The 24,158-nt window shown below is 67.2% G+C and carries 25 protein-coding genes; 11 read left to right on the top strand and 14 right to left on the bottom strand.

Annotation, left to right across the window (positions count from 1 at the left end):
• The first annotated feature begins 88 nt into the window (after nt 1-88).
• Genes GORHZ_RS25585 through GORHZ_RS25595 form a run of 3 tightly spaced genes read left to right on the top strand, consistent with a single transcriptional unit; the run spans nt 89 to nt 1,928 of the window.
• Entirely contained in the window at nt 89-412 is a 324-nt protein-coding gene (locus GORHZ_RS25585) for an ArsR/SmtB family transcription factor (RefSeq protein WP_006338239.1), read from the top strand.
• Nucleotides 409-1,509, top strand: coding sequence for an ACR3 family arsenite efflux transporter (arsB, locus tag GORHZ_RS25590; protein ID WP_006338240.1), 1,101 nt, complete (start codon nt 409-411; stop codon nt 1,507-1,509). The genes GORHZ_RS25585 and arsB overlap by 4 nt, the downstream gene beginning before the upstream one ends.
• Entirely contained in the window at nt 1,506-1,928 is a 423-nt protein-coding gene (locus GORHZ_RS25595; RefSeq protein ID WP_006338241.1) for an arsenate-mycothiol transferase ArsC, read from the top strand. The genes arsB and GORHZ_RS25595 overlap by 4 nt, the downstream gene beginning before the upstream one ends.
• A 77-nt stretch (nt 1,929-2,005) precedes the next feature.
• Here GORHZ_RS25595 and GORHZ_RS25600 read toward each other — a convergent pair whose 3' ends face one another.
• Nucleotides 2,006-2,488, bottom strand: a complete 483-nt coding sequence (locus GORHZ_RS25600) for an ArsI/CadI family heavy metal resistance metalloenzyme (protein ID WP_040533538.1) — start codon at nt 2,486-2,488, stop codon at nt 2,006-2,008.
• 98 nt (nt 2,489-2,586) lie between these two features.
• Between GORHZ_RS25600 and GORHZ_RS25605 the strand changes: the two genes are divergently transcribed.
• Together GORHZ_RS25605 and GORHZ_RS25610 are read left to right on the top strand one after the other, a co-directional pair.
• Nucleotides 2,587-2,943 (top strand): Rv2640c family ArsR-like transcriptional regulator, encoded by a 357-nt coding sequence (locus GORHZ_RS25605; RefSeq protein ID WP_040533493.1) that lies wholly within the window; start codon nt 2,587-2,589, stop codon nt 2,941-2,943.
• 158 nt (nt 2,944-3,101) lie between these two features.
• A complete protein-coding gene (locus GORHZ_RS25610; protein ID WP_245551511.1) occupies nt 3,102-3,548 on the top strand; it encodes a hypothetical protein in 447 nt (148 codons plus the stop codon).
• A gap of 36 nt (nt 3,549-3,584) precedes the next feature.
• Here the strand turns inward: GORHZ_RS25610 and GORHZ_RS25615 are convergent, their stop codons facing one another.
• On the bottom strand, nt 3,585-4,838 hold the full coding sequence (locus GORHZ_RS25615; RefSeq protein ID WP_006338247.1) for a cytochrome P450: 1,254 nt from the start codon (nt 4,836-4,838) through the stop codon (nt 3,585-3,587).
• 162 nt (nt 4,839-5,000) lie between these two features.
• On the opposite strand from GORHZ_RS25615, the gene GORHZ_RS25620 reads away from it, so the two are divergent.
• Nucleotides 5,001-5,630 carry a TetR/AcrR family transcriptional regulator gene (locus GORHZ_RS25620; RefSeq protein ID WP_006338248.1) on the top strand — a complete coding sequence of 210 codons (630 nt, stop codon included), beginning with the start codon at nt 5,001-5,003 and terminating at the stop codon, nt 5,628-5,630.
• Here the strand turns inward: GORHZ_RS25620 and GORHZ_RS25625 are convergent.
• Complete coding sequence (locus tag GORHZ_RS25625) at nt 5,611-6,099, bottom strand: nitroreductase family deazaflavin-dependent oxidoreductase (protein WP_006338249.1); 489 nt, start codon at nt 6,097-6,099, stop codon at nt 5,611-5,613. The two genes, GORHZ_RS25620 and GORHZ_RS25625, sit on opposite strands and share 20 nt — an antisense overlap.
• The gene (locus tag GORHZ_RS25630) at nt 6,099-7,262 is read right to left on the bottom strand and encodes a steroid 3-ketoacyl-CoA thiolase (protein ID WP_006338254.1); all 1,164 of its coding nucleotides are present in this window, start codon (nt 7,260-7,262) and stop codon (nt 6,099-6,101) included. Before GORHZ_RS25630 ends, GORHZ_RS25625 begins: the two co-directional genes overlap by 1 nt.
• Before the next feature lie 212 nt (nt 7,263-7,474).
• On the opposite strand from GORHZ_RS25630, the gene GORHZ_RS25635 reads away from it, so the two are divergent.
• The gene (locus GORHZ_RS25635) at nt 7,475-8,761 is read left to right on the top strand and encodes a cytochrome P450 (RefSeq protein WP_006338255.1); all 1,287 of its coding nucleotides are present in this window, start codon (nt 7,475-7,477) and stop codon (nt 8,759-8,761) included.
• Nucleotides 8,758-9,222, top strand: coding sequence for a nuclear transport factor 2 family protein (locus GORHZ_RS25640; RefSeq protein ID WP_006338257.1), 465 nt, complete (start codon nt 8,758-8,760; stop codon nt 9,220-9,222). Before GORHZ_RS25635 ends, GORHZ_RS25640 begins: the two co-directional genes overlap by 4 nt.
• Before the next feature lie 167 nt (nt 9,223-9,389).
• Here GORHZ_RS25640 and GORHZ_RS25645 read toward each other — a convergent pair whose 3' ends face one another.
• From GORHZ_RS25645 to GORHZ_RS25665, 5 genes are all read right to left on the bottom strand, one after another.
• On the bottom strand, nt 9,390-11,519 hold the full coding sequence (locus tag GORHZ_RS25645) for a DUF3892 domain-containing protein (RefSeq protein WP_006338259.1): 2,130 nt from the start codon (nt 11,517-11,519) through the stop codon (nt 9,390-9,392).
• Entirely contained in the window at nt 11,519-11,953 is a 435-nt protein-coding gene (locus GORHZ_RS25650) for a hypothetical protein (RefSeq protein ID WP_006338263.1), read from the bottom strand. The genes GORHZ_RS25645 and GORHZ_RS25650 overlap by 1 nt, the downstream gene beginning before the upstream one ends.
• Before the next feature lie 193 nt (nt 11,954-12,146).
• Complete coding sequence (locus GORHZ_RS25655) at nt 12,147-13,325, bottom strand: thiolase family protein (RefSeq protein WP_006338264.1); 1,179 nt, start codon at nt 13,323-13,325, stop codon at nt 12,147-12,149.
• Nucleotides 13,325-14,377, bottom strand: a complete 1,053-nt coding sequence (locus GORHZ_RS25660) for a thiolase family protein (RefSeq protein ID WP_006338265.1) — start codon at nt 14,375-14,377, stop codon at nt 13,325-13,327. Before GORHZ_RS25660 ends, GORHZ_RS25655 begins: the two co-directional genes overlap by 1 nt.
• 29 nt (nt 14,378-14,406) lie before the next feature.
• A complete protein-coding gene (locus tag GORHZ_RS25665; protein ID WP_006338266.1) occupies nt 14,407-15,441 on the bottom strand; it encodes a Zn-ribbon domain-containing OB-fold protein in 1,035 nt (344 codons plus the stop codon).
• 94 nt (nt 15,442-15,535) lie between these two features.
• On the opposite strand from GORHZ_RS25665, the gene GORHZ_RS25670 reads away from it, so the two are divergent.
• Nucleotides 15,536-16,573: an LLM class F420-dependent oxidoreductase gene (locus GORHZ_RS25670; protein ID WP_006338272.1), complete on the top strand. Its 1,038-nt coding sequence runs from the start codon at nt 15,536-15,538 to the stop codon at nt 16,571-16,573.
• Here the strand turns inward: GORHZ_RS25670 and GORHZ_RS25675 are convergent.
• Genes GORHZ_RS25675 through GORHZ_RS25685 form a run of 3 tightly spaced genes read right to left on the bottom strand, consistent with a single transcriptional unit; the run spans nt 16,545 to nt 19,874 of the window.
• Entirely contained in the window at nt 16,545-17,978 is a 1,434-nt protein-coding gene (locus tag GORHZ_RS25675; RefSeq protein ID WP_040533497.1) for a cytochrome P450, read from the bottom strand. The genes GORHZ_RS25670 and GORHZ_RS25675 overlap by 29 nt on opposite strands.
• 32 nt (nt 17,979-18,010) lie before the next feature.
• On the bottom strand, nt 18,011-19,024 hold the full coding sequence (locus tag GORHZ_RS25680; protein WP_006338282.1) for a TIGR03617 family F420-dependent LLM class oxidoreductase: 1,014 nt from the start codon (nt 19,022-19,024) through the stop codon (nt 18,011-18,013).
• Nucleotides 19,025-19,052: 28 nt separating this feature from the next.
• Nucleotides 19,053-19,874 carry a crotonase/enoyl-CoA hydratase family protein gene (locus GORHZ_RS25685; RefSeq protein ID WP_006338283.1) on the bottom strand — a complete coding sequence of 274 codons (822 nt, stop codon included), beginning with the start codon at nt 19,872-19,874 and terminating at the stop codon, nt 19,053-19,055.
• A 70-nt stretch (nt 19,875-19,944) separates the two neighbouring features.
• Between GORHZ_RS25685 and GORHZ_RS25690 the strand changes: the two genes are divergently transcribed.
• Nucleotides 19,945-21,588: an acyl-CoA synthetase gene (locus GORHZ_RS25690; RefSeq protein ID WP_040533499.1), complete on the top strand. Its 1,644-nt coding sequence runs from the start codon at nt 19,945-19,947 to the stop codon at nt 21,586-21,588.
• 1 nt (nt 21,589) lies between these two features.
• The gene (locus GORHZ_RS25695; RefSeq protein ID WP_006338285.1) at nt 21,590-22,735 is read left to right on the top strand and encodes an NAD(P)H-dependent flavin oxidoreductase; all 1,146 of its coding nucleotides are present in this window, start codon (nt 21,590-21,592) and stop codon (nt 22,733-22,735) included.
• Here the strand turns inward: GORHZ_RS25695 and GORHZ_RS31135 are convergent.
• Both GORHZ_RS31135 and GORHZ_RS25700 read right to left on the bottom strand, forming a co-directional pair.
• A complete protein-coding gene (locus GORHZ_RS31135; protein WP_157205363.1) occupies nt 22,618-22,983 on the bottom strand; it encodes a hypothetical protein in 366 nt (121 codons plus the stop codon). The genes GORHZ_RS25695 and GORHZ_RS31135 overlap by 118 nt on opposite strands.
• The gene (locus GORHZ_RS25700; protein ID WP_006338292.1) at nt 22,983-24,119 is read right to left on the bottom strand and encodes an acyl-CoA dehydrogenase family protein; all 1,137 of its coding nucleotides are present in this window, start codon (nt 24,117-24,119) and stop codon (nt 22,983-22,985) included. The genes GORHZ_RS31135 and GORHZ_RS25700 overlap by 1 nt, the downstream gene beginning before the upstream one ends.
• Between the last annotated feature and the right edge of the window lie 39 nt (nt 24,120-24,158).

A 24,158-nucleotide genomic window follows, 5' to 3' on the forward strand; every position in this document is an offset into this window, starting at 1 on the left:
CACACGACCATACACCTGTCGATGATATGTATCGTCTACGTCGCGTTCTCGGCTTGCCACCGCCATCGGTGGTCATCAATATAGATGTATGTCAATTCAGACCGATGTCGATATTTCCGGGACCGCGGCCGGGCTGAAGGCCCTCGGTGACCCCGTGCGTCTGCGGTTGCTGCAGGAGCTTGCAGGTCGCCCGGGCGGCGAGTCGTGCGTGTGCGACCTGCTGGAACTGTTCGATCTCTCCCAACCGACGATCTCCCATCACCTGAAGGTGCTGCGGGGGGCCGGGCTCGTGGTCTCCGAGCGTCGCGGCACCTGGATGTACTACCGGGTGGTCACCGATGCCGTGCGGCAACTCTCCGATGCCCTTCGTGCCATGGCGGTGGTGTCGGGTTCTGTGGAGGAATGCCGATGAGCCAGACACATGAAGTGGTCGTCGGCCGCCTCTCCACCCTTGATCGATTCTTGCCGCTGTGGATCGGCGCGGCGATGGCCGTGGGGCTGCTGTGGGGTCGGCTTGTCCCGGGCACCGGGGAGGCGTTGAGCGCGGTCGAGGTGGACGGGATCTCGTTGCCGATCGCGGTCGGCCTGCTGGTGATGATGTACCCGGTGCTGGCCAAGGTCCGCTACGACCGGCTCGACACCGTCGTCGGCGACCGTCGACTCCTGGTGGGTTCGCTCGTCCTGAACTGGCTGATCGGCCCGGCGCTGATGTTCACGCTGGCCTGGCTCATGCTGCCGGACCTGCCGGAATACCGCACCGGGCTCATCGTCGTCGGCCTGGCCCGCTGTATCGCGATGGTCATCATCTGGAACGACCTGGCCTGCGGTGACCGGGAGGCCGCCGCGGTGCTGGTGGCGATCAACTCGATCTTCCAGGTCGTGATGTTCGCGGTGATGGGCTGGTTCTACCTCTCGGTGCTGCCGGGCTGGCTCGGTCTGGAGACGACGGGCATCGAGTCCTCGCCCTGGGAGATCGCCAAGTCGGTGCTGATCTTCCTCGGTATCCCGCTCGCCGCCGGGTTCTTGACCCGCCGGTTCGGCGAACGGTTCAAGGGCCGCACCTGGTACGAGGAGAAACTGCTGCCGAAGCTGGGGCCCTGGGCGCTCTACGGGTTGCTCTTCACCATCGTGGTCCTCTTCGCGCTGCAGGGTGACCAGATCACCTCGCACCCCTGGGACGTCGTGCGGATCGCGGCGCCGCTGCTGGTCTATTTCGCGGTGATGTGGGGTGCCGGCTACCTCTACGGTGCGGTGGCGCGCCTCGGCTATGCGCGCACGACCACCATGGCGTTCACCGCCGCCGGCAACAACTTCGAGCTGGCGATCGCCGTCGCCATCGGCACCTGGGGTGTCACCTCGGGGCAGGCGCTGGCCGGGGTCGTCGGCCCCCTGATCGAGGTCCCTGTCCTGGTCGGGTTGGTGTATGTGTCGCTCGCCCTGCGCGGGCGCGGGCCGTTCAGAGACGACGAGCGGCCGTTGGAGGACGAACAGGTGAGGGCGTCGTCGTGACCGATCGTCCGTCGGTGGTGTTCGTCTGCGTGTCCAACCGGGGCAAGTCGGTGATGGCCGAAGGCCTGATGAGAAGGGTCGCGGGCGACCGGTTTGACGTGTCCTCGGCGGGCACCGAGGCGAAGGTCGGCGGCAGTGTGAACGAGCTGTCGGCCGAGGTGCTCGCCGAGCTCGGTGTCGACATCACCGGCCACGCCCCGCGTCAACTGACCGGCGAGATCGCGGCGGCGGCCGATCTGGTCGTCGTCGTCGGGACCGCGGCGCGGGTTGATCCGCCGCCCGGTGTGGCGGTCGAGGTCTGGGACACCGACGAACCGTCGCTACGCGGGATCGACGGGATCGAACGGATGCGGATCATCCGCGACGACATCGCCGAGCGCGTCGGCGAGTTGGCCGAACGGCTGAGCGTCCGGTCCTGAGTCCGGGCCGACGTACCGCACGGCGTTCCGCGGAACGCCGTGCGGTACTCACGGGCCAGGATCACCCGCTCGCCGACTCAGCAGCACGCCTCGGCGGTGGGCGTGCCGGCATTGGCGGCGGCCGTGCCGCCACAGCACACCGAACCGTTCGTCGGCTCATCGTCGACGAGAAGCGAAGGGCTGGTACCGAACTCCTCGGTATCGGCGAGCACGGTGTAGACCTCCCAGCGTTCGGAGTTCGGGCCGGTCACCCACACCTTGTCCTGCGTGGCGAAGCAACACGTGGTGTTGATCTCCTCCTGAGTGAGCAGACCGCGCTCGGTGAGTCGACCGATCTCGCCGTGGACCTGCTCGCTGGATTCCACCTCCACCCCGAGGTGATTGATGGACCCGCCCTTGCCGGGATTCTCGATCAGCACGAGCTTCAACGGGGGCTCGGCGACCGCGAAGTTCGCATACCCCGGCTTCCGCTTCGCGGGTTCGGCATTGAACAACGCCGAATAGAACTCGACCGCCGCATCCAGATCATCGACGTTCAATGCCAGCTGCACACGTGACATGCCGACCACCTCCACTTGTGAGACATATATCGAATTAGGGACAAGGCAAGAATGCCACCTTTTCGACATATGTCAAGACTCTGGCGTACTCTGTGTACATGCCGAAAGCGTTGCCCGTCCTCGATGTGAGTGCCCCGATCTGCTGCTCGCCGGTGTCGGCGGCGCCGATGACCGATGATGAGGCGCTCGAAGTGGCGTTGCGGCTCAAGGCCTTGGCTGATCCGGTTCGGATCCGGTTGCTGTCGATCCTGATGACCAGCGGTGACGGCGCGTTGTGCACCGGTGACCTCGCGCCGGCGGTGGGGCTGTCGGAGGCCACGGTGTCCCATCACCTCACCCAGCTCCGCAAGGCGGGGATGGTGGAGTCGGTTCGGCAAGGGATGAACGTGCACCACAGCGTGCGCACCGAGTCGCTCGAGGCGCTGCGTCGCGTGCTCGCCGTCGACTGCTGCTGACAACGCACCACGCCGACGCCACCTGCGCACGATGTGGGAAATGATCAGCGGGACCAGCTCTCGGCCGGGATGCGGCGCTTGACGCCGATTGAAATGCGCATCGACAATCTGATATGGCGTTTTACGGCAGTCAGTACGATCCCGCGGCTCCGCGCAGCGTGTACCAGTCGATCGCCGACGATACCACCGAGATCTATCTGACGGAGCAAACCGTCGTCTTCCTGACCACGGGCTTCGACCGGATGGCCGAACGGGAGTTCTGCGTGGCATGCCCTGCCGAGCTGTTGTGCGCTGCGGCCGAGGGCGAGTTGAACAGGTTGGCCCCGAACACCTGCCGCGACGTGGCGCCGTCGCGTCGACGGCTCGCAGTGCAAACGCTGAATGGCATGAGCATCTCGACCGTCGATCGCCCGGAAGGCGAGGACATCTGCTTCGGCAGGGTGGTAAACGCCATCGAACGCGAGTATCTCTTCGAAGCTGCGAGTACGCCGAACGTCACCGACCCGCTCGATCCAGCGACCCGTCGGCTATTCTGGCTGGCCGACCGGGTTCGCGCGTTCACCCGGGACGTCGCCGGTCGGCTGGCAAGCGGACAGCATCTCTAGACGGGATCGGGTGAATATGCTGGGCGGCAAGCGGTTTCAGCCGACCGGACACCCGGAGTACCGCACCGGGAGATCCTTCACCCCGTTGAGCCAGCCGGACCGCACGCGGCGCATCTCGCCGACGCGGCCGATGTCGGGCAGGTTGTCGGCGATCGCGTTGAAGACGAGGTTCAGCTCGAGGCGGGCCAGGTTGGCGCCGATGCAGAAGTGGGCGCCGTTGCCGCCGAACGCGAGGTGTGGGTTGGGGTCACGGGCGATGTCGAACGCGAAGGGGTCGTTGAACACGTCCTCGTCGTAGTTCGCCGAGCTGTAGAACAGGCCGACGCGTTGCCCCGCGGCGACGTCGAACCCGCCGACCCGGGTATCGGCGAGCGCGGTTCGCTGGAATGCGTGCACCGGCGTGGCCCAGCGCAGGACCTCGTCGACGGCCGTGGCGGGCCGTTCCCGACGATAGAGCTCCCATTGCTGCGGGTGATCGAAGAAGGCGTTCATGCCGTGACTCGTCGCGTTGCGGGTGGTCTCGTTGCCGGCCGTGATGAGCAGGATCACGAAGAACCCGAATTCCGCCTCGTCGAGGGCATCGCCGTCGAGGTCGGCCTGCACGAGGGTGGTCACGATGTCGTCGGTGGGAGTGCGGCGGCGTTCCTCGGCCATCGCGTAGGCGTAGCCGAGCAGTTCGGCATTGGCGGTCGTCGGATCGATCGTCTGATCGGGATCGTCGCTGTTGATGATCGCGTCGACGAGTTCGTGAATCCGGGGTCGGTCGGGGTTCGGAACGCCGATCAGATCCATGATCGCCTGCAGCGGAAGGTGAATCGCGATGTCGTCGACGAAGTTGCCGTCGTCCTTCTCGGCGGCGGCCAGCACGATCTCCCGGGCCGATGAGGCAAGGCGTTCCTCCATGGAGGCCACCGCCCGCGGGGTGAACAGGCGCGAGACGATCTTGCGCAGGCGGGTGTGGGTGGGTGGATCGTGGTTGATCAGCAGCGCCTTGGTGAACTCGATCTGGTCGGGCGTGACGTAGTCGGGGAGGCGGATGATCGCCCCGTTCGCATTGGTCGACCACAGCTGGTGGTTCTTGGAGATCTCCCGGACGTGCGCGTGCTTCGAGATGACCCAGAACCCGCCGTCGGTGAAGCCCGACGTGCCCTCCGGCTGCGCGTTCCACCACACCGGTGCGGTCCGCCGGAGCTGCGCGAACTCCTCGATCGGCATCCCGCGCTCGATGAGGTCGGGGTCGGTGAAGTCGAGTCCGGGTCGCAGCGGGCAGGCACTCGTGGTCGTGGTCATGGGGTCCTCGCAGTCACGCCGTTGTGCTTCAGGTCACCACACCATACATGAATTGATCAGGTGTATGGTCTTTACACGCCCTGGGAATGTCACTCATCGTCCTGGTCACGATTGGCCCCTCGATCTCGGGTGGATCGGACATCGGCACTAGGCTCAACAGGTATGCGGACCCATGGTTGGGGCGGCAATGTGCCGGTCGACGACGAGGAGGCAGTACGCCGAATCCTCGATGCGACGCGCGAGGCCATCGACCGGCAGGGTCCGAGCGTGAGTCTGGCCGATGTGGCGCGCGCCCTCGGAGTCACCCGGCAGACGATCTACCGATACTTCCGCGGGACCGACGAATTGCTCTCGGCGACCGCCCACGATGCGACGGACGACTTCCTCGACCGGGTCATGCAACGACTGCGCGGCATCTCCGAACCCGATCGCGCCACCGTCGAAGCGGTGTTGGCGGTCCTCGACGAACTCGGCAACGACCGCTACGTCGGCCTGTTGCTCGCCGAGGAACGTCTGAGTCTTCCCGCGGTCGGCGACGTGACGTCGGAGATGGCCCACCGACTGGCGGGGACGATGGTGGAACGACTCGACGTCGATTGGGCGGGGCGGGGATTCAGTGAGGCCGACCTCGACGACGTGATCGACATCGTGCTGCGGACCGTGCAGTCCCTCGTGCTCGATCCGGGTACACCGCGACGGTCCGAGGAAGAACTCCGACGGTTCGTCGACCGGTGGATGGGTGCCGCCGTGCGTTCGATGTCGAGCGGGTCGGTCAGCGCGGCTCGCAGATGACCACCGGGATCGTCCGATCCGTCCAGGCCGCGTAGGTGTCGAAGTCGGCGTAGATGTCGACGAGTTGCGGCCACAGCTCGACGCGTTCGGCGGCCGACGCCGTGCGCGCGATCAGCTCGTGCACATCGCGTCCGACCTCGACGATGACCTCCGGGTTGGCAACGAGGTTCAGATACCAGGCCGGGTTCGTCGGCAACCCGCCCTGGGAGGCGACCAGTACGAAGGCGTCGTCCGTGCGCAGGTAGATCAACGGGGCCGTGCGGGCCTCACCGCTTCTGCGGCCGATGGTGGTCAGCAGACAGACCGGCGCCGGGTTTCGGAAGCCGGCTCCGACCCGCCAGCGGTTGCCGAGCCGGCCGCCGGTAGCCCGGTAGAGCCGGGTGTTCAGGCGCGATCCGACCTTGATCAGCGACGCCACCACCGCCGAGTCGAGTCCCTTCGGTCGCGTGTCGGGGTCCAGCAGCGGCATCAGATGCGCTCGATGATCGTGCCGGTGGACAGTGCGCCACCGGCGCACATGGTGATCAGTGCGGTCTGGGCGTCGGAGCGTTCGAGTTCGTGCAACGCGGTGGTGATCAGGCGGGAGCCGGTGCTGCCGACCGGGTGGCCGAGTGCGATCGCGCCGCCGTTGACGTTCACGATCTCCATGTCGGCGTCGTGCACCTGCGCCCAGCTCAACACCACCGACGCGAAGGCCTCGTTGATCTCGACGAGATCGATGTCCGACATCGTCATCCCGGACCGGGACAGGACACGCTCGGTCGCCTGCACCGGGCCGTCGAGGTGATAGTACGGTTCGGCGCCGACGAGTGCCTGCGCTCGGATCCGCGCGCGGGGCGTCAATCCCAGTGCGCGTGCCTTGGTCTCGTCCATGATGAGTACGGCCGCCGCGCCGTCGGAGATCTGCGAAGACGTCCCCGCCGTGTGGATGCCGCCATCGAGGACCGGCTTCAGGCCGGCCAGTGACTCGCGGGTGGTGTCACGCAACCCCTGATCGCGGGTGACGTCGATGATGTTGCCGGTGAGTTCACCGTCGCGCGTGCGTTCCGGGGCCTTGAGTGTCAGGATCTCGCGGTCGAAGCGACTTTCCGCCCAGGCCTGCTTGGCCAGCCGCTGACTGCGTTCCCCGAGCCAGTCGGTGTCGTCGCGACTGATCCCGCGTCGTCGGGCGATGCGTTCGGCGGCCTCGAACTGGTTCGGCATGTCGATCTGCCAAGAATCTGCGTGATACGGCCCGGCCTCGGTGCCGACGTTGGCGCCGAGCGGCACTGTCGACATCATCTCCACGCCGCATGCGACTCCGATGTCGATCGTGTCGGTCGCGATCAGTCCGGCGATGAGGTGATTGGCCTGCTGCGCCGAGCCGCATTGGCAGTCGATGGTGGTGGCGCCGGTCTGGTCAGGAAGCCCGGCCAACAGCCAGGACCTGCGGGTGATGTTGCCCGCCTGGGCGCCGGCCTGGGTGACGCAACCGCCGATCGCCTGTTCGACGAGCGCCGGATCGATGCCCGCCGTCTCGACGAGTCCGCGCTGGGTGATGCCGAGCAGCTCCTCGGGATGCAGTCCCGACAGCCAGCCGCCCCGCTTGCCGATCGGCGTTCGCACTGCCTCGACGATCACCGGCACACCCATACCCAGCTCCTTGCTCGACCCGTTCACCCGTCACCATCAAACTAGAACAAGTTCGCATGTGCGTCCACGTGGGGGTCGCCCGGTCTCTGCATGTCGGGGCGGGTATCCCGGAGTTCGACTAGAACAAGTTCTCATTCTGATCGGTCATCCGGGTAGCAGTGTGCTCTAATGAGACTGGAACAGGTTCTAATCTCACAGCGAGGTGGTGTGACGTGGCCCAGACCAAGGGTGCGACAACCAATGCAGCGGGGGGCGCTGCGGCCAGATGTCCGTTCATGGACCAGGAAGGGTGGGACTTCACCAGTCCGGACCTGCTCGAGCGGGGTATCCCGGTCAACGAGTTCGCCCAGCTCCGCAAGACCGCGCCGGTCTGGTGGAATGCGCAGCTTCCCGGGAAGGGGGGTGGCTTCCACGACGGGGGGTACTGGGTCATCTCCAAGCATGCCCACATCCGGGAGGTCTCGAAGAACAACGACGACTGGGCGACCGCTCCCAACGGGGTCATCATGCGGTTCGACGACGACATGTCACCCGAACAGCTCGACGTCACCAAGGCACTGCTGATCAACCACGATCCGCCGGACCACACGCGTCTGCGCAAGCTGGTGTCCAAGGCATTCACTCCGCGAGCGGTGCACTCGCTGGAGGAAAAACTCGACAATGCGGCCCGCACCATCGTCGGCAAGGCCGCGGAGAAGGGGACCGGCGACTTCGTGCACGACGTCGCCGTCGATCTTCCGCTGCTGGCGATCGCCGATCTGCTGGGCGTTCCCGAGGTCGACCGGGAGAAGCTGTTCAACTGGTCGAATTCGATGATGAACTACGACGATCCGGAGTTCACCGCCGATCCGGAGATGGCCTCCGCGGAGATCCTCGGCTACGGCTACAACATGGCCGAGGATCGTCGGAAGTGTCCCGTCGACGACATCGTCTCGACCCTGGTGAACGCGGACATCGAGGGGCAGGCGCTCGACGAGACCGAGTTCGGGTTCTTCTTCATCCTGCTGACGGTCGCCGGCAACGAGACGACACGCAACGCGATCAGCCACGGCATGAACGCGTTCCTCGAGAACCCCGACCAATGGGAACTCTTCAAGGCCGAGCGGCCCGCGACCGCCGTCGACGAGATCGTCCGGTGGGCCACGCCGGTCAATTGTTTTCAGCGCACCGCCAAACGTGACACCCAGGTCGGCGGGGTCGACATCGCCGAGGGCCAGCGTGTCGGGCTGTTCTACGGGTCGGCGAACTACGACGAGGACGTCTTCGACGACCCGTTCCGGTTCAACATCATGCGAGATCCCAACCCGCACGTCGGATTCGGTGGTAACGGCGCACACTTCTGCGTCGGTGCGAACCTCGCCCGCATGGAGATCAACCTGATGTTCAACGCGCTGGCCGACATCGTGCCCGACATCGCGCGTCTGGAGACCCCGCGTCGTCTCCGGCATGGCTGGATCAACGGCGTCAAAGAACTCCGGGTCGACTACGGGACGAAATGACCACGCAGGGAACGAGCCTGGATGACTCCACGCCGGCGTACCTGAACATCGACCGGGAGAATCATCCCGCGGTGGTCGCCGGACGGCGATCGCGCGAGTTCGTGGCATCCCGCGACAAGCAGGCGTGGGTCGACAACTTCGCCGTCGAGGGGTCGGTGGAGGACCCGGTCGGTCCGTCCATGTTCGATCCCGAGGGCAGGGGATTCCACGGGCACGCGCAGATCGCCGACTTCTGGGACAAGTCCATCGCGACGACCGAGCGGATCGAGTTCGTCTTCGACGACGAGATCATCTGCGGCAACGAGGTCGCCTACGTCGGCACCATCGTCACCCACATCGCGGGATACATCTCCGAGGCGCACGGTGTGTTCACCTACCGCGCCGACGCCGACGGGAAACTCGTTGCACTGCGAGCATTCTGGGAGGTCGAGAAGACGATCAACTCGGCCCGCCCCGCCTGAGCTCTCGGTTCGCGCCGACGGCACCCGGTTTTCCGCCGACGGCACCCGGTTCTTCGCCGACGGCACCCAGCTTTTCGCCGACGGCACCCGGTTCTTCGTCGACGGCACCCAGCTTTTCGCCGACGGCACCGGCGTTTCCGCCGACAGCACCACCCGGTCGTCGGTCCTCACGCCGTGGGGATGCGCGGCAGGTTGCTGAGATTGTTCGCGGTGGAGTCGTCGCCGACCGTGCGCAGATATCGGCGGCCGCGGCTGCTGTGCGCGACCACGATGGGGACTTCCTTCCCGGTCGTGGTCACCGAGGGATCGAGTTCCAGCGTGATCCGGTCCTTCAGGATCAGGTGTGCGGCATCGGCGATGGTCAGTTTCCACAGCCGGCCGTCGTCGGTGAAACCGCCAACCTGTTGGGACACGTAATCCGGGTCGCCGGCGGGCCGACGGCGGTCGGGCTCGAAGAACGAGACCTTGAGCCGCCTGGCGAGAGGCGCCAGGAATACGCGCAGGAAGCCGTCCTGCAGCAGCACTGTGGTGGGTGAATAGCCCTCGAGTGGCAGGGCGTCGCCACCCGGTTTCGACTTGTCGTCCACGAACTTGTCGAGCCCGTCGCTCACCTTCGCATCGATGACGAAGTCGTCCAGCGCCGCCAGTGCGAGGACGCTCACCGGGTAGCCGATCAAGAACGCCGAGATCAGCGCTCCCTCCAAGGTGAACGCAATGCTGGCCGATGCGGCCGCGGCGATGGCGAACCCGACGACGCCGAGAGCAATCCCGATCGCGATGCCCAGCAGCACCCCGAGTGGTGTGATGTGGCTATCCGATCGTTTGAACGGTTCGCCGAAAAGCTGTGGTTTCACCCCGATCTCGGTCGGCAGCGCATTCTTCTCCTCGGCGATCTCCTTCTGTTCCTCCTCGATCGCGTCGGTGTCGCCGCCGGCGCATTTCTCTGCACTCAGCTCGCGCAATCGCGCGTTCATCTCGGCGAGCGTGCGCGGCGGTTGCAGGTCCGGGGGCAGTTCGCCGTCCAGTGGGTCGCGGGGGACCTCGCCGCGATCGAGGTCGAATACCAGACCGAATTCGATGAACCATCCGTAGAGCGTTCCGTCCCCTTCGGCGTGTCCGTGGATGTTCAGCACTTCATGATCGAGGTCGGCATTGAACTCGATGACGGCGCTGAACTGGTCGAGGGTGCCGTCCTCACCGTTTACGTCGATGGTCACCGGGTGCGCCAGTAGACATCCGGCGTCGGGGTCGAAATCGGATTCGTCCAGACACAGCGAGGAGATCTGCGACGCGCGGATCGAACGCAGGAGGGCGAACCCGGCGCGCATGAACCCGACCGTCTCGTCGGTGCTCAGTGCCAGCACGGACGGTGGAAGGGGTTCGGGCAGTACGGGAATGGTCTGGATCTGTACCTGCATCGATTCCTCGGCGGTCGAGGAGGCCTGACGCGTGAACAGCCGGACCGCCCCGTCGATCTGCATCGGGTCACCCGACGATCCGGTGGGATCGACCGGGGTCGGTGTGGGGAGCAACGATGCCGCAGAGGTTCCGTTGTCGCCGAGCGTTGCCAGTTTTGCCACGACACCTTTGGCGAGTTCGCCGGCGACCGTGTCGATCGGATCGATGCCGGCGGTTCGCAGCAACGTTCCGACGACGGAATTGTTGATGCAGTTCTGTTCGGACCGGGTCAGCTCCCAGACGACGTGCGGCTCCATCCCGGTCAGCTCCACACGGCCACCGGGCTGTTGCGCCACGTCGGGACCAAACATCTCAGACGCGCCGGGACCCGCCGGATCGGCATCGAGCGTCGGACCCGATTGCTGGGCGAAGTCGATGACCACGTTCTGATGCGGGCGGTTGTCGATGGTCGTATCGACGCGCTCGATGGAGTCATGAATGACCAGACGACCGAAGAGCGGGATCTCGTTGAAACGGATTTGCCTTCCGTTGCAGGCGGTCGGTGCTCCCGACGGCACCGGCAGTCCCAGCACCTTCGTGACCACCAGTACCGAATCCGGCAGACCGAGCTCGGCAGGGTGGTCACCGAGCCGCAGATCGAACGCGAGATGCCGCTCGAGATCCGTGGTGGTGCTGCCGTCGCGGGCTCGCCACCGTCGCCCGCTGTCGTCGATGTGGAACCACACCCGTGACACCGCGACGTGCAGGCGTGCCTCTCCTTCGATCACCGCCAGCGCTTCGAAGGGCTGCGGTGGGATCGACTGCGGTGGCAGTCGACCGATGAACATCTCCTCGACGACCGTGCGGTGGAGTTCGATCACAGTATCCGGGTTCTCCATCAGTGCTCCAACCTGCCTTGGTCGGGTCGATGTCGGGGACCCGTCGTCGGGGTGGGACGGAACTCGACGTTCGCCGACGTGATGTCCGCGAACTGCCCTCCCTCAGCGCCGATGTCGGGCAGTCGCGCGCGTACGTGTTGCAGAGCGTCGACGAGCTCGTCGATCGGCCCGGACAGGAGACCCGCCTGCCGCATCTCGGCGATCGCTCCGACGGGATCTGCGACCATCCGCGCGGCGTTCTCGGGTTTCTCGGGGAGCCAACGTTCCGCCGCGGCGGCGGCGTCGATCAGTTGACTGATCGCCGCGTCCGACCACTCCGTGTCGAGGCCGAGACGCGTCATCACATGTCTGACGTCGGTCGCACGGGGGATCCGTCCGGGCGGCGCGATCAGAAGACGCGCTGCCGGGCTGTGAGGGTCATACTCGTTGCTCATCGCGACAGCTTCCGCACATGCCTACGTATTCAAAGTGTAGGCGCTCGACGCAGGTGAAAGAACCGTCGAATCGGTGCCGACGCGGGCTGGGCCGGGGCTCGGCCTTGGGCTGTGGGCGGGGAAGCGGATGCCGTCGGTGGAGTTCTGGGTGCTGTCGGCGGGGAAACGGGTGCTGTCGGCGGGGGACGGGTGGTTAGTGGGCGGGTTTGCCCGCGCCGACGAGCCACATCGAGAAGTATTGCGATCCACCGCCGTAGGCGTGGCCGAGGGCTTTGCGTGCGCCGTCGACCTGATGGTCACCGGCCTTGCCCATCACCTGGATGGCGGCCTCGGCGAAGCGGATCATCCCGGATGCGCCGATCGGGTTCGACGACAACACCCCGCCCGACGGGTTCACCGGCAGGCGTCCCCCGATCTCCGTCTCGCCGGCCTCGGTCAGCTTCCAGCCGTCGCCCTCGCCGACGAAGCCCAGGTTCTCCAGCCACATCGGCTCGAACCAGGAGAACGGCACGTAGATCTCCGCGACGTCGATCTCGTCGAGCGGGTTGCTGATGCCGCCTGCCTTCCAGAGCGCGACTGCCGCATCACGCCCCGCCTGCGGGCTGACCACGTTGCGGTGGGCGAAGGCGAGCGGTTCGGTGCGCATCGCGGTCGCGTGAATCCAGGCGACCGGGTCGCCGGCCGCGACGGCATCGTCGGCGGCCCGTTCGTCGCCGATCACCACCGCGCACGCACCGTCCGACGACGGGCACGTCTCGTCGTAACGGATGGGGTCCCACAGCATCTGGGAACTCATCACCTTCTCGACGGTCTGCTCCGGCTGATGCAGATGAGCCAGGGGATTCATCGCGCCGTTGCGGCGATCCTTGGCCGCCACCATCGCACCGATGTGGTCGGGAGCGTCCGACTTACGGATGTAGGAACGCACGTGCGGGGCGAAGAATCCACCCGCCCCCGCGCCCACCGGCTTGGTGAACGGCACCGGAATCGACAACGCCCACATGGCATTCGACTCGGACTGCTTCTCCCAGGCGACGGCGAGCACGCGGCGGTGGACACCGGCGAACACCAGCGACGCCGCGACGTTGGCGGTCGATCCGCCGACCGACCCGGCGGTGTGCACCCGGATGAGGCGTTTGCCGACCGCGCCGATGGCCTCGGCCATCGCCAGCTCCGGCATCATCGAACCCTCGAACAGGTCGGGGGCCTTGCCGATGACGATCGCGTCGATGTCGTCGATGCCAACCTTCCCGTCGGTGAGTGCGCGGTCCATCGCCTCACGGCACAGGCCCGCCATCGTCACGTCGTGGCGTTTGGCGACGTAATGCGTTTGTCCGGTGCCCAGCACCGCCGCTCGGTGGTTGTGTGCCATCAGTTCTGGTCTCCCTGCGCGTTCTCGTCGGCGCTCAGCGTGACCACCATGTTCTGCTGTAGGAGTGGTCCACTTGTCGCATGTGCCACGGCGGTGGTCGCTCTGCCCGTGAGGATCTCGTGCGCCGCATAGCCGATTCGCTGTAGTCCGGCGGAGAACAGCGAGTTCCCGGCCAGCGTTCCACCGGACGGGTTGATGCGCACCGACGCGGGCAGCCGGAGAGCGTTGCGCACGATCAGTTCCTGGTGGGTGAACGGCGCGCCGAGCTCGGCGACGTCGACGACGCGGCTGCGGTCTCCGAAGGCGGTGTCGGCGGCCAGCGCGGTCGATGGCGACACGGTGAGGTCGCGGGCACCGAAGTTCGGGCTGTCGATGCGGTGGTCCCAGCCGGTCACGAACGCCGGGTTGGCGACCAGCTCGCGTGCGCGCCGTTCGCCGGCGATGACGACGGCCGCAGCGGCGTCGGTGTAGGGCGCGATATCGTGGGCGCGAAGCGGATCCGCGACATAATCGGCGGCCAGCAGGTCATCGACCGACGCTCCGGTGGTCCGTGCCGCGACCGCGGCCATGTCCGCCTCGGTCCACGTTCCGGCGTCGAGGCCGGCGCGGGCCTGCAGGGCGGCCAGCGAGCGGGCGTGCGGCCATAGCGGTGCGACGGTGTAGGGATCGGTCTGCATCGCCAGGGTGAGGTCGATGTCGCCGGCAGTCGGCTTGCCGAACCCATAGGCCAGTGCGAGATCGACTTCGCCGGTGGCGATCTTCACCCACGCCTCATACAGTGCCCACGCCCCGTCCATCTCGACGTGCGATTCGTTGATGGGTGGCATCGCGCCGATCGAGTCGATCGCCGAGATGAACGAGAATGCGCGTCCGGCAAGGTAGTCCGACGATCCGCTGCACCAGAATTCGATATCGGTGCGGGAGATGCCGAGGTCGGCGTAGAGCTTGTCGAAACACGGGATCAACATCTCGACACCGTTGGTGGTGCCGTGGGTCCCGACGACATTCGGGCTGTGCGCGAACCCGACGATCGCGATCCGGGGGAGGGTCACGGGTACTCCTTGGGTGAAGGGGACGGAGGTCAGAGATGATCTCGATAGGCCTCGTAGTCGGCGTCGGGTTCGCCGGTCGGGGCGAAGTGGCTGATGTTGCCTATCGAGTGATCCCACTTTTCCTCGGGGAGCCAGACGGCCTTGACCCGCATACCCATTCGGACCTCGTCGGCTGCGCAGTCGAGGATGAGGTGCAGGAATCCGATGTCGGATCCGTCGAGCAGCACGTAGGCGGCCACATAGGGCGGCTCGATCTGCTGGCCGCGGAACGGCACGTTGACGATGCAGAACGTGGTCACGATCCCGGTGTCGGGCAGCTCCACCCGTTCGACGGCCGGTGCCCCGTCGGCCGGGCTGACCTTGCGCGGCGGGAAGTAGACGCGGCCGGCGTCGACGCCGGTTCGCATGCGTGAACCGTAGAGTTTCCCCACCTTGAGGCCTTCGAGGTACCAGGACTCCTCTTCGGTGGCGGCATGGGTGATCTTGGTGGTGATCGGTGTGGTGATCACGACGAGCTCGTCGTCGGGGTTCTCGGCCTCGTTGGCGGGTACCGCCTCGGGGACCTCGCCCGGCGAGAAGTAGGCGATGTCGTCGATGCGGCCGGTGCGGGCGGGCCGCCAGACCGCATGCACGCGCAGGCCGGTCGCGATGTCGGCGGGCGAATCCACCCGCACCACATGCAGCATCGCGGTGTCGGCCCCGTCGAGTCGGATCAACGCCCACGCGAACGGGACGTCGAGTGGTTGCGGCGCAGCCGGTTCCGGTTGCCAGGACCAGGTGACCACGGTCCCGGTCGCGGCGACATCGACGATGTCGGTGGTCGGTGCGCCGCCGACCGGGTCGAACTCCACGGGAGGTACCGACACGGTGCCGTCACCGCCCTTCGACCCGACGATGCGCCCGTCACGCAGGGCGAGCGCGAACTGGCTGCCGACCGGGCCCACCGACCGCGTGTAGTCGAACGAGTTCCGCAGCGGCGCGGACAGGATTGGGGACTCCGGGTCGGGGACGGCGGCGACGGGACTGGCGGCGGCCGGCCGGGGCGCAGTTGTGCTCGTGCTCACGACTTCGAGTAGAACACGTTCTAGTATTGGGGCACAAGGTGCCTGTCACGGACCCCGCGACCGGCGCGCGGGCGTCGATCGCGGAGGGGTGTTCGTGAAGTTCGGTTTGCAGCTCGGCTACTGGGGTGCGGGCCCCATCGAGAATGCGGCGGAGCTCGTCGCGGCCGCTGAGGAGGCCGGATTCGACGCGGTGTTCACCGCCGAATCGTGGGGCTCGGACGTCTATACGCCATTGGCGTGGTGGGGCGCGGCCACCCGGCGGATCACGTTGGGCACCGCGGTGGCGCAACTGTCGGCCCGTCCGCCGACGGCGCTGGCGATGGCCGCGCTGACCCTCGACCACCTGTCGGCGGGACGGCACATCATCGGCCTCGGGGTGTCGGGCCCGCAGGTCGTCGAGGGCTGGTACGGGCAACCGTTCGCCCAGCCCCTGGCGCGCACCCGCGAGTACGTCCGGCTGGTGCGGGATGTCCTCGCCCGCGAGTCGCCGGTGACCAGCCCCGGCCCGCATTACCCGCTGCCGTATCCGGCCGGGGCTCCCGGCTCTACCGGATTGGGTCGCCCGCTCAAGCCGATCACCCACCCGCTCCGCGCCGACATCCCGATCTGGCTCGGTGCCGAGGGCCCGAAAAACGTTGCGCAGACCGCGGAGATCGCCGACGGCTGGCTGGCCATCTTCTACAGCCTGCGGCTGGCCGACCGGTACGAGGAGTGGCTCGCCGAGGGATTCGCCCGCCCCGCTGCGCGCCGCAGCCGCGACGACTTCGAGGTGGCAGCCACCGTCCAGGTGGTGATCACCGGTGACATCGCCACCGCTGTGGACCGCTACCGGCCGTCGACGGCGCTGTACGTGGGCGCAATGGGTGCCGAGGAGAAGAACTTTCACGCCGATCTGTACCGCCGTATGGGTTACGCCGAGGCGGTCGACGAGATCGGTGCGTTGTTCCGGGAAGGTCGCAAGGCCGAGGCGATCGCGGCCGTGCCCGACGAGATGGTCCGCGAGACCATGATTGCCGGTCCGCCCGATGAGGTGCGTGCGCAGATCAAACAATGGGAGGCGGCCGGGGTCACGATGCTGATGGTGACCGCGCGCGATGTCGCGACTATCCGCCGACTCGCGACGCTGGTGTGACCTCGCTGTGGTGGCGGCGCGTCAGAGCGAGTTCGAATCCCCTGGGCACCATGGTGAGTCGCTCGTCGACGCTCAGATCGTAGTCGGGGTCGGCGGTCAGATCATAGCGGTGCAGGAGCGCGGCGAGCACCAGCACGGCCTCGTGGAGGGCGAATTGCCGTCCGATGCAGGCTCGGGCACCGGTGCCGAACGGCTTGTAGCTGTGCGCCGGACGCTTCCTCACATTGGCGGGCAGGAAGCGGTCCGGGTCGTAGACCTCGGGGTTGTCCCACACCGCCGGATCGCGGTGGACGAGACCCAGCATGATCACCGCCCAGTCCTGCGGCCGCATCCGGTAGCGGCCACCGAGCGTGGTGTCGGCCCGCGGGCCGCGCGCGAACGCCGGCACCGTCGGCCAGATGCGCAGCGCCTCGTCGAGGGCGCGCCGGATGTACCGGAACTTCGCCACCTGCTCGAAGGTCGGCATCGCCGCCGGGTCCGTGCCGAGGATCTCGTCGGCCTCGCGGCGGGCCCGCGCCAGGCACTCCGGATTTCGGGACAGGTAGTAGAGCGTGAACGACAAGGCGCCCGAGGTGGTTTCGTGGCCGGCGACGAGGAAGGTGAGGATCTGCCGGCGGATGTTCTCCGGGGACAGGCGTTGCCCGGTCTCCGGGTGTGCCACACCGAGCATGATGCCGAGCAGGTCGCTGCGGTCGTCGGTCCCGGCGCGTTCGGCGATCAGCTCGTCGAGCACGCCGTCGACGTAGGCCTGTGCGGATGCGTTGCGGCGGTCGAGGAATCGACCCACGAGCCGACCGCCCGGCGCCGTCAACAACGCGCCCTTGCGTCGGCTGGTCTGCAACGCCCGGATCATCGCGCCGACGAACGGATGCGTTTGGGCGGTGCGGAAGGACCCGAAGTCGTGGCTGAACGCGGTGCGACTGAGCGTCTCCATGGTCAGCTTCGTCATATCCCGGGACACGTCGACGGGTCCGCCGCGGCGATCCCAGTAGTCGAAGAGTTCGCCGGCCGTGCCGAGCATCGTCGGGTGATACGAACGCATCGCCGGCTTCGTGAATGCCGGTGCCAGGAGTTCATGTGCCAGTTGCCAGTTCGGCTCGTCGTTGTACGCGGTGAACAGGCCGTCGCCGGCATAGTGGCGCAGCGCGACGATGGCCGGCGGCAGGGCCTTGCAGAACCGGCTCTCGTCACACAGCTCGGCGGTGAGTTCGGCCGATGCGACGAAGACGAACTTCTGCCGAAAGATCTGCGACTCGAAGATCGGCCCGAGCGCGGCACCCCAGCCGAGCACGCTGAGAATCGGGCTGCGCGGATCCACGGCCCGCAGATCGCCGATGAACCGCCTGCGTCCCTCGTGGTGGGGAAAGGACTGACCCGACCAATCGTTCCTCAGTGGTCTGCGCACACCTGCGACCTTGCGCCGCCCGTCCGCGGCTGTCAAACGCCGGGGTCCGCGGTCAGTTCGCCGACGAGCGCGGCCAGCGTGTCGTCGGCCATCGGGAACGCCTGGTACAGACCGACCTCGTCGGCCACCCCGGCGGTCCGCGCGCGGATCTTCTGCGCCACCTCGGTGGGGGTACCGCGGGCGACGAAGGTGTCGAGTACGTCGTCGTCGATCAGCGTGCCCATCTCCGCCCAGCGTCCAAGTTTGGACAACCGGTTCAGCTCGGTCTGCAGATCGCCCCACCCGTGCAGCTCGAGCACCGGCCGATACGCGGGCGTGGAGCCGTAGAAGGAGAGCAGCCGGCGGGCCGCGTCGTCGGCGATCGTGCGTTCGGGGTCGTCGAGCCCGGTGGCCACGATCACCTCCGGGATGACGGCGAAGTCCTCCCGCGCGCGACCCGCATCGGCGAGACCGGCGTCCACCCGGGGCAGCATCGCCTCCCGCACAAACCGGTCGGTGGTGAACGGCATGACCAGCAGGCCGTCCGCCGACGACGCGACCGCCCGGGTCAGGCGCGGGCCGAGCGCGCCGACGAGGATCGGTGGCGGCCCGAACGGATTCGGTCCCGGCGAGAAGGTCGGGGTCATCAGGCGGTGGGTGAAGAACTCGCCCCGGAAATCCAGGCGGGTACCGTTCTGCCAGCAGTCGAAGATCGCGTGCAGCGCGGCCACGTACTCGGTCATCCGGCGGACCGGATGGTCGAACTCGGCGCCGAACCGCTTCTCGATCTGCGTGCGGATCTGGGTGCCCAACCCGAGCCGGAAACGGCCACCGCTGAGCAGTTGCAGGTCATGGGCCTGATGCGCCACGTGAATCGGATTGCGCGGGAAGGCGATAGCGACGTTGGTCATCAGGTCGAGTCCGTCGACCGCCGACGCCAAGGTGAGCGGGGTGAAGACATCGTGCGGGCCCTCGAAGGTGAACACCCCGCCGACGCCCCGCTCGTACAGGCTGCGGGCGCGGACTGCGGCGTCCTGCGGCCCGAACAGTGCCGTCCAGACCTTCATCGTCCCCCTTCGTGACGGGATGTCGATGTCACTGACCGGTGAACCTCGGGGTCTGCTTCTCCGCGAACGCCTTCGGGCCCACCTTGGCATCTTTGCTCTTGAACACCGCGATGCCGAGTTTCGACTCCACCTCGAAGGCGTCGAGTTCGTGCATACCCTCGGTGTCGCGCATCGTCTTCAGGATCGCCTGCACCGCGAGCGGCCCGTTGGCGGCGATGGTGTCGGCGATCTCGAGGGCCTTGTCGAGGGCCGAACCATCGGGCACCACGTAACCGATCAGTCCGTACTCCTTCGCCTCGGCAGCGGTGATGTGCCGCCCGGTCAGCAGCAGGTCGGCCGCGACGGTGTACGGGATCTGCCGCGGCAGCCGAACGGCGCTGCCGCCCAACGGGAACAGGCCCCAGCGGGCCTCGGCCACCCCGAACTTGGCGCTCTCGGAGGCGACGCGGATGTCGGTGCCCTGCAGGATCTCGGTGCCGCCCGCGATCGCCGGGCCCTCGACCGCGGCGATCAGCGGCTTGGTCAGGCGGCGGCCCTTGAGCAGGGCCGGAAGGCTCGCCGGATTCCACGTCCCCTGATCGACCGTGTCGCCCGGGGAGTTCTTGTTCATCGCCTTGAGGTCCATCCCCGCGCAGAAGGCGCCGCCGGCGCCGGTGAGCACGGCCACGCGGATGTCGGGATCGTCGTCGACCCGGTCCCAGGCCTCGACCATGATGGCCATCATCTCCGCCGACAGCGCGTTACGTGCCTCGGGGCGGTTCATGGTGATGATGAGGACGTGGCCGCGTTGCTCGACGAGGCAATCCGGGGACCGGTCGGTGTCAGGGCCGGAACCGGCAATTGTGGTCATCGTCGTCCCTCGCGAAATCGTGCGTGATTGCTCCTTGCCCAAAACGATAACACGTTCTAATTTTGATGCCATGGCCTATACGATTGCCGACCTGATCGAGCATGCCGTCGATCTCGTGCCCGACCGCGTCGCCCTCGAATCCGAGGGGGTGTCGCGGACCTACGCCGAACTCGAGGCGCGGTCCAACGCGCTTGCTCACACGTTGCGTGAACTCGGTGTGCGGCCGGGGGATCGGGTGGGGTTGTACAGCCGGAACACCGTCGAGGCCGTCGAGGCGATGGTTGCGATCTTCAAGGCGCGGGCGGTGATGGTCAACGTCAACTACCGGTATGTGGAGCACGAGCTCGAACACATCTTTGCCGACTCGGAGATGTCGGTGCTGATCCACGAACGGCGGTACACCGATCGGGTGTGCCACACGTTGCCGAAGGCGCCGTCGATCAGGCATCGGATTGTCATCGAGGATGGGTCGGACGCGGACCCCGACTGCGGGGATCAAGCCGGTGCCATTCGCTTCGAGGACGCGATCGCCCGGTCGTCGACCGAGCGGGATTTCGAGGCGCGCACCGACGACGACCTCTACATGCTCTACACCGGCGGCACCACCGGACGGCCGAAAGGCGTGGTGTGGCGGCAGGTCGATGTCTGGCGGGTGCTGGGCGGCGGAATCGACTGGTACACGAGCACGCCGGTGGCCGACGAATGGCAGCTCGCGCGCGAGGGTGCGGCCGGTGGTCAACTCGTCCGGTTCCCGATCCCGCCGTTCATCCACGGTGGCTCGCAGTGGGCGGTGTTCCAGGCGCTGTTCGGCGGGGGCAAGGCCGTGGTCTATCCCGAGTTCAGCGGACACCTGGTGTGGGAGATCGTCGAGCGGCACGGGGTGAACGTCATCTTCATCACCGGAGATGCCATGGGACGTCCCATGATCGACGCGTTGGCGGAGAACGACAACTACGACCTGTCGAGCGTCCTGTCGATCGCGTCGTCGGCGGCGCTGTTCTCGCCGAGCGTCAAGGAACAGTTCGTCGACCGCTTTCCCAACGCCGTCGTCATCGACGCGATCGGGTCGTCGGAGACCGGGTTCGGCGGGCTGGGTGTGGTCGCGAAGGGCACCCCGCACACCGGCGGGCCGCGGGTGAAGGCCGACAGCGAGGCCCACGTACTGCGCGACGACGGCACCCCCGTCGAGCCGGGCAGCGGTGAGGTCGGGATGCTCGCCCGCAGCGGGCACATCCCGCTGCGCTATCACAACGACCCGGACAAGTCGGCGAAGACGTTCAAACAGTGGGGTGGCGTTCGGTATTCGCTGCCGGGCGATTTTGCCCGGGTGGAGGCCGACGGCACCATCACGATGCTCGGTCGGGGTTCGGTGTCGATCAACACCGGCGGCGAGAAGGTGTTCCCCGAGGAGGTTGAGGGTGCGCTCAAGGCACATCCGGACGTCTTCGACACCGTCGTCGTCGGGGTCCCCGACGACCGGTTCGGACAGCGTGTGGCCGCGGTCGTCGCCACCCGTGACGGTGTGCGTCCCTCGCTCGCCGAGCTGAACGACGTCGTCCGCAAGGAACTCGCCGGTTACAAATGTCCGCGCAGCGTCTGGTTCGTCGACGAGATCAAGCGGTCCCCGGCGGGCAAACCCGACTACCGGTGGGGTGCCGGCATCACCCAGGAGCGTCCCGCCGACGAGGCGCTCATCACTCCGGAGGGGAACTGACATGCATACCGAACTCGCCGATCGATTCGGCATCAACTACCCGATCTTCGGGTTCACCCCGAGCCAGGACGTGGCCGCGGCGATCAGCCGCGCCGGCGGGTTCGGGGTGCTCGGCTGTGTCCGATTCAACGACACCGACGAGCTCGACGACGCTCTCGAATGGATGCACGAGAACACCGACGGGCGCCCGTTCGGCGTCGACGTGGTGATGCCTGCGAAGATCCCGACCGAGGGCAGCAAGACCGACCTCGCGTCGATGATCCCGCCCGAGCACAAGGCTTTCGTGGAACGTGTCCTCGACGATCTCGGGGTGCCGCCGCTGCCGAACGGCGAGCGGGTGGACGCCGGTGTGCTGGGCTGGCTGCATTCGGTGGCGCGGTCGCACGTGGACGTCGCGATGGAACACGCGCGAAAGTACGGGCAGATCAAGCTGATCGCCAACGCCCTCGGATCGCCGCCGGCGGATGTCATCCAGCTCGCGCACGACAACGGCGTACTGGTGGCCGCACTGGCCGGCGCGAAAGAGCATGCGCGCCACCATGTCGACGCCGGCGTCGACATCGTCATCGCCCAGGGCTACGAGGGTGGCGGGCACACCGGCGAGGTGACGTCGATGATCCTGTGGCCCGAACTCGTCGACGCCGTCGGCGACGAGGCCCCGGTGCTCGCGGCGGGTGGCGTCGGCAGCGGGCGGCAGATGGCGGCAGCGATAGCCCTCGGCGCGCAGGGGGTCTGGATGGGAACGTACTGGCTGACGGCGGCCGAGTACCGGCTCGGGATGGAGCCGGATGCGCAAGGGCCGTCGACAGTGCAGAAGGCTCTGCTCAAGGCGACGTCGCGGGATACCGTGCGCCGCAGCATCTACTCGGGCAAACCCGCCCGGCTGCTCAAGACGAGGTGGACCGACGCGTGGGATGCGCCCGGCGCGCCGGAAGCGCTGCCGATGCCGTTGCAGAACCTGCTCGTCGCCGAGGCGCACACCCGGATCTCGCGTGCCGACGATCCCGACGTGGTCGCCATGCCCGCGGGTCAGATCGTCGGCCGCTGCAACGAGATCACTCCCGTCGCGGACCTCATCGCCGACCTCGTCGACGAATACGAGCGCGCGGTGGCACGGATGAACGCCACCCTGACGACGTCGGTGTAGCTCTCGGAGGAGATCCCGCCCTCGTCGACCGTGCGCGCCGCGCCGTCGATCGTGCGCACCCATCCGTCGGTCGTGCACACCACCTCGTCGGTCGTGCGCGCCACGCGGTCGACGGTTTCACGAGCGAGATGTGCACGCCACGAGGTGAACTCGCCCTCGAACCAGAGCCCTCGATCGTCGATCTCGCTCAGCGACGGCAGCAGCGACGCAACCGTGTCCCCAGCGGTGTCGGCCGGCATGGGGAACATCAGGCGGGTGTGGCGGCGAGTCCGGCGCCGATGGTCTGCAGCATCGCGGGCGCGGACCCGAACGCGAACTCGTTCTCCTTGGCGCGCAGGAAGTATCGGTGCACCGGGTGGCTGGTGTCGAGTCCGACACCGCCGTGGACGTGCACCGTCGTGTGTGCGATGCGATGTCCGGCCTCGGCCGCCCAGAACTTCGCCGTCGCGATCGCGGTGTGCAACTCGGTGTCGGCGGCCGCGGTGTCGTCGTCGGGCCGCGACAGCAGCCACGCGGCCTGCGTCGTCGTCAACGACAGCCCCTGGACGTCGATGTAGCCGTCGGCCAGTCGTTGCGCCACCGCCTGGAAGGACCCGATCGCACGGCCGAACTGTTCGCGTTCACGCGCGTACTCGGCGGTGAGTTCCAGCGCCCGTGACACGATTCCGACCTGCTCTGCGCAGACGGCGAGCATCGCCCGGTCGGCGATGTCGGTGACCGCGGCCGTGCCGCCGGCGAGGATCTCGGCCGGAACATCGGTGAGATCGACCTGTGCGGACGGGATCTTGCCGGTCACCGGAGTGGGCGTGATGCGCACACCCGGATCGTCGGCCCGGACGACGACGGCGACCGGGCCGTCGGGGCCGATCGCATTGACCAGCATCGCCGCAGCCGCGGAGGCGTAGGGCACGCCGACCTTGGTCCCGGACACCTCGAGCCGGCCGGCCGTCGACGACAGCAGCGTCGACGGCACGAGTGGGTCGCTACTCAGGTCCTCGGTGAACGCGATGGTGATCACCAGATTTCCGACTGCCGCGGCGCCCAGCGTCCGGTCCCGAAGCGTGTCGCTGCCCCGCGCGGCGATGACGGGCAGCGCAACCATCGAATGCATGCCGAACGGCACCCGAGCCAGGTAACGGCCCAATTCGTCGGCGACGACGGTGTTCTCGATGGCGGTCAGGTCACCGCCCCGGTTGTCGGCGAGCGATGACGGCACCTCGAGACCGAGGAGTCCGGCGGCCCCGAGTGCATGCCACAGTGTCTCGTCGATCGGGGCGTCGGCGGCCTCGAGTTCGGCGACGCGCTCGGGGGTGCTGATCTTCGTGGCGATGTCGTGGGCGAGACCGCGCACGTCGTCGCCGGATTCGGGGAGGGTGAAGTCCATGGTCGGTGGCTCCTTTTCGTTGTGGGTGGCGGTGGACGC

This window comes from Gordonia rhizosphera NBRC 16068 (genome assembly GCF_000298195.1).
Classification (GTDB): domain Bacteria; phylum Actinomycetota; class Actinomycetes; order Mycobacteriales; family Mycobacteriaceae; genus Gordonia; species Gordonia rhizosphera.

Excerpts from the sequence above, each read along its gene's own strand:
- GORHZ_RS25685 (WP_006338283.1), bottom strand. The coding sequence starts at position 19,874 with ATGACCACAATTGCCGGTTCCGGCCCTGACACCGACCGGTCCCCGGAT.
- GORHZ_RS25630 (WP_006338254.1), bottom strand. The coding sequence starts at position 7,262 with ATGGGTGTGCCGGTGATCGTCGAGGCAGTGCGAACGCCGATCGGCAAG.
- GORHZ_RS25655 (WP_006338264.1), bottom strand. The coding sequence starts at position 13,325 with ATGGCACACAACCACCGAGCGGCGGTGCTGGGCACCGGACAAACGCAT.
- GORHZ_RS25700 (WP_006338292.1), bottom strand. The coding sequence starts at position 24,119 with ATGGACTTCACCCTCCCCGAATCCGGCGACGACGTGCGCGGTCTCGCC.
- GORHZ_RS25585 (WP_006338239.1), top strand. The coding sequence starts at position 89 with ATGTCAATTCAGACCGATGTCGATATTTCCGGGACCGCGGCCGGGCTG.
- GORHZ_RS25615 (WP_006338247.1), bottom strand. The coding sequence starts at position 4,838 with ATGACCACGACCACGAGTGCCTGCCCGCTGCGACCCGGACTCGACTTC.
- GORHZ_RS25625 (WP_006338249.1), bottom strand. The coding sequence starts at position 6,099 with ATGCCGCTGCTGGACCCCGACACGCGACCGAAGGGACTCGACTCGGCG.
- arsB (WP_006338240.1), top strand. The coding sequence starts at position 409 with ATGAGCCAGACACATGAAGTGGTCGTCGGCCGCCTCTCCACCCTTGAT.
- GORHZ_RS25600 (WP_040533538.1), bottom strand. The coding sequence starts at position 2,488 with ATGTCACGTGTGCAGCTGGCATTGAACGTCGATGATCTGGATGCGGCG.
- GORHZ_RS25645 (WP_006338259.1), bottom strand. The coding sequence starts at position 11,519 with ATGGAGAACCCGGATACTGTGATCGAACTCCACCGCACGGTCGTCGAG.
- GORHZ_RS25640 (WP_006338257.1), top strand. The coding sequence starts at position 8,758 with ATGACCACGCAGGGAACGAGCCTGGATGACTCCACGCCGGCGTACCTG.
- GORHZ_RS25605 (WP_040533493.1), top strand. The coding sequence starts at position 2,587 with ATGCCGAAAGCGTTGCCCGTCCTCGATGTGAGTGCCCCGATCTGCTGC.
- GORHZ_RS31135 (WP_157205363.1), bottom strand. The coding sequence starts at position 22,983 with ATGTTCCCCATGCCGGCCGACACCGCTGGGGACACGGTTGCGTCGCTG.
- GORHZ_RS25690 (WP_040533499.1), top strand. The coding sequence starts at position 19,945 with ATGGCCTATACGATTGCCGACCTGATCGAGCATGCCGTCGATCTCGTG.
- GORHZ_RS25680 (WP_006338282.1), bottom strand. The coding sequence starts at position 19,024 with ATGAAGGTCTGGACGGCACTGTTCGGGCCGCAGGACGCCGCAGTCCGC.
- GORHZ_RS25620 (WP_006338248.1), top strand. The coding sequence starts at position 5,001 with ATGCGGACCCATGGTTGGGGCGGCAATGTGCCGGTCGACGACGAGGAG.
- GORHZ_RS25650 (WP_006338263.1), bottom strand. The coding sequence starts at position 11,953 with ATGAGCAACGAGTATGACCCTCACAGCCCGGCAGCGCGTCTTCTGATC.
- GORHZ_RS25695 (WP_006338285.1), top strand. The coding sequence starts at position 21,590 with ATGCATACCGAACTCGCCGATCGATTCGGCATCAACTACCCGATCTTC.